Annotated in this window: 4 protein-coding genes; 2 read left to right on the top strand and 2 right to left on the bottom strand. The window is 69.3% G+C overall.

Annotated features, from left to right (window positions below):
* Nucleotides 1–278: 278 nt before the first annotated feature.
* Both A2J02_RS01005 and A2J02_RS01000 read right to left on the bottom strand, forming a co-directional pair.
* Nucleotides 279–1,088 carry a CPBP family intramembrane glutamic endopeptidase gene (locus tag A2J02_RS01005; RefSeq protein WP_032396467.1) on the bottom strand — a complete coding sequence of 270 codons (810 nt, stop codon included), beginning with the start codon at nt 1,086–1,088 and terminating at the stop codon, nt 279–281.
* Nucleotides 1,089–1,121: 33 nt separating this feature from the next.
* A complete protein-coding gene (locus A2J02_RS01000; RefSeq protein ID WP_068045606.1) occupies nt 1,122–1,892 on the bottom strand; it encodes a DUF2470 domain-containing protein in 771 nt (256 codons plus the stop codon).
* A gap of 133 nt (nt 1,893–2,025) precedes the next feature.
* On the opposite strand from A2J02_RS01000, the gene A2J02_RS00995 reads away from it, so the two are divergent.
* Together A2J02_RS00995 and A2J02_RS00990 are read left to right on the top strand one after the other, a co-directional pair.
* Nucleotides 2,026–2,733, top strand: a complete 708-nt coding sequence (locus tag A2J02_RS00995; protein WP_068045604.1) for a hypothetical protein — start codon at nt 2,026–2,028, stop codon at nt 2,731–2,733.
* A 24-nt stretch (nt 2,734–2,757) separates the two neighbouring features.
* Nucleotides 2,758–2,954 (top strand): prephenate dehydratase domain-containing protein (locus tag A2J02_RS00990; protein WP_331712125.1); only part of this gene is annotated, 197 nt, incomplete at its 3' end.

The following is a 2,954-nucleotide window of genomic DNA, read 5'->3' as shown; positions in this document are numbered from 1 at the left end:
GTCGCGATTGGCTCGGCGGTTGCGGGCCTCGTGGTTGCTGGCCGGGCGGTGGTCGACGAGGCGGTGGTTGAGAAGGCGGTGGCTGGCGCGGCGGTTGGCCCCCGGTCGGGCGCGGTGCGGGTCCCGGCGCTGGGTCCGGTCGACTGTGACGACTCCGTTCTGATCGGTCGGGCGGCGTTCGCCGTTCCGGCGCGCCGTGCCGTCCGTAGCGATCGTCGTCGTTCACGGGTCGACTGTAACCGTCGCCACGGAAACACCCGGGTTCCTCGCGTGCCGATTCACGGGAGCCACGACAGATGTTCGCGCAGGAGGGCGTACCCGACGAAGGCCACGATGTCGATCAGAGCGTGTGCGATCAGCAGTGGCCACAGTCTGCCGGTGCGCTGCCAGTAGCGGCCGAACACCAGACCCATGAGGAAGTTTCCGACCCCACCGCCCACGCCCTGGTAGAAGTGATAGCTGCCGCGCAGCAGCGACGAGCACAGCAGGGACGCGTTCTCGCTCAGTCCGAGTCTGCGTAGGCGAGAGATCAGGTACGCCACGACGATGATCTCCTCGGCACCGGAGTTGGCCAGCGCGTACAGAATCAGTGCCGGGACGCGCCACCAGTGGTCGTCGAGGGCGCTGGGAACGACGTTGAGGTTGAATCCGAGGGCGTTGCCCACGAGGTACAGCGCCAGGCCGGGCAGCCCGATCAGTGCGGCCAATCCGACGCCGTGACCGAGGTCGATCTTCAGCCGCGGCCGGGCCAGCCCGATCGCGCGGGGTGCCAGATCTGCTCGCCACAGCAGGTACAACCCCAGTGCGCCCCAGGCGCACAGACGCAGGATGCTCAGCAGCTGGAACAGCAGATCGATCAGGCTGAAACTCGACCGCGACGAGTTCAGCGCCACGGTCTGATCGGACAGGGCAGCGGTCTGCAGCGCGTCCTCGACGAGCGAGAGGATGCTGCTCATACCGCTCAGCCCGAACGTGACCAGCAGGACGATCGCGATCTCGACCTTGATCGTGGTGCGTTCGCGGGCATCGGGCGGTGGAGCCGTGCTCGCGGGCGGCGGTGGCGTCAACCAGCTCTTGAAGTCGATCACCGCACGAGTCTGCCCTGTTTCTCCGAACGTGCGTCAGCCGCGGGCGCGTAGTCCGTTCAGAAACGGGCAACCGGCGAGCACGCGCAGCGCGCGACTGAGCGAGAGGACGTCCTCGACGGGCTCGGCGAACCCCAGCCGGACGTCGTTGTCGCCGCATTCGCCTTCGATCCGCAGCCGAATGCCGTAGCGATCGATGCCGAGCGGCCGGATTCGGCCCTGCCGGAGCGACGGCGGGAGGCGTCGGGCCAATTGGGCGAGCAGGTCCGGGTGGTCGGAGTCGAGGTGCTCGAGCCAGCTGGTCTCCATCTCCCAGAAGGGATCGGGTTCGGCTGCCAGCAGCGTGTCGACGTCGACGGGCTCGGCTCCGGTGCTGTCGGCGGCCACGGCGGAGGTGACGATCAGCCGCATCAGCGAGGTGGTGTGCCCGACGTCGAGGAGAGCGGGATGCGGATGTTCGGCGGCCACCGCTCCGGCCATCGGGCGCATCAGCGAGTCCGGGACCGGGCGTAGATCGCCGCGAAGCCACACCAGCGAACGCACCGGTTCACGCAGCGCGAGCGGCGCGTGATCGGTGAGTTCGAGGACGGCGGGGATGCCGGCACGGGAGGACTGCCAGGTGTGCGCGTCGTCGAGGGAGTCGGTGGGGACGGCCAGGATCATCTCGCCGTTGGGTCGCAGATGATGCAGGGACGTGATCACCGGGTCGCTGCCGTCGATGGCCAGGGCGGCGCCCTCGGCGCGCATGCAGGCACTGCGTACACGTTCGGCAGTGGTCGGTCCGGTGGTGGTGGTTGCGCCGAGCATGGGCTCCTCCGATGCGATCGGTCAGGCGAGTAGGTGAGGCAAACCTAAGTTAGCGTGGTGTGGCGAGGATCGCAAGACCGTCCGCGGGAGTGAAGCCTGCGGAACGACCCAGACCCGGGTCTACCGTGAAGGCGTGCCGATTCCGCTGACCCTCGGTGTGCCCCACCGACCCGACCCGAACGCGCTCGTCCACGAGCTGCTGCAACCGATATGCGCCGACGCATCCTCGCTGGCCGCAGCTCCGCGTGGAGCCGAGTACGGACCGCCCGTCGTCCGGGCATCGACCCTGCTCACGCTGTCCGACTCGGACGACCACGGACGCATCGTGGTGGACCTCGACATCGACCCCGACGAGCTCCGAGCAGGGAGGACCTGCGGTTACGAGGCCGTCCGGTTCGACGTCGACGCCCCGGCCGAGCACCTCGCCGACGCGCTCGGGCTGCGATTGCCCTCGCCGCTGGTCGTCTTCCCGATGTTCGACGCGATCGACGTGGCCGAGACCGCGGAGGCCGTCGTCCTCGCCCACCGGACCCCGGGCATCCGCGTCGGAGACACCCCGCGGCGCATCGCCGACGTACTCGCCGTGGTCTCGCATGCAGATGTGGGCCTCGTCGCCCGCGCCGACTCCGGCGACGAGGTGCTCGCGATCCTCGCCGCGACGGTGGCGTCGCTACGCGGAGACGACATCGCCGCGGCGCTTGCTGCCCCGAACGTCGCCGCACTGCGAGCTCTCATCCCCGAGGCCGCCGAGGCGGTGCGCGAGGTGCTGCTCGGAATCGAGATCGTCGACGCCGCCCGCGCCCGCGCCCGGCTCGTCGACGTCGGTTTGATCGCTTCGTAGGCGTCCACAACGTAACCTCGAGACGTGCCTCGCATCGCTTACTTCGGCCCATCGGGAACGTTCACGGAGATGGCGCTGGCGCAGTTCGAAAAGCTCGGAACCTTCGGCGCGGTCGGTCTGGACGGCGCGGTCGAGCGGGTGTCGGCGTCGAACCCACCCGCTGCGCTCGAGGCCGTGCGATCGGGCGCGGCCGACGCCGCCGTGGTCCCCATCGAAAGCTC

Source organism: Rhodococcus sp. EPR-147 (assembly GCF_001647185.1).
Classification (GTDB): domain Bacteria; phylum Actinomycetota; class Actinomycetes; order Mycobacteriales; family Mycobacteriaceae; genus Rhodococcoides.
The sequence above is the reverse complement of the archived record's forward strand: the minus strand, read 5'-3'. Positions and strand labels throughout refer to the sequence as shown.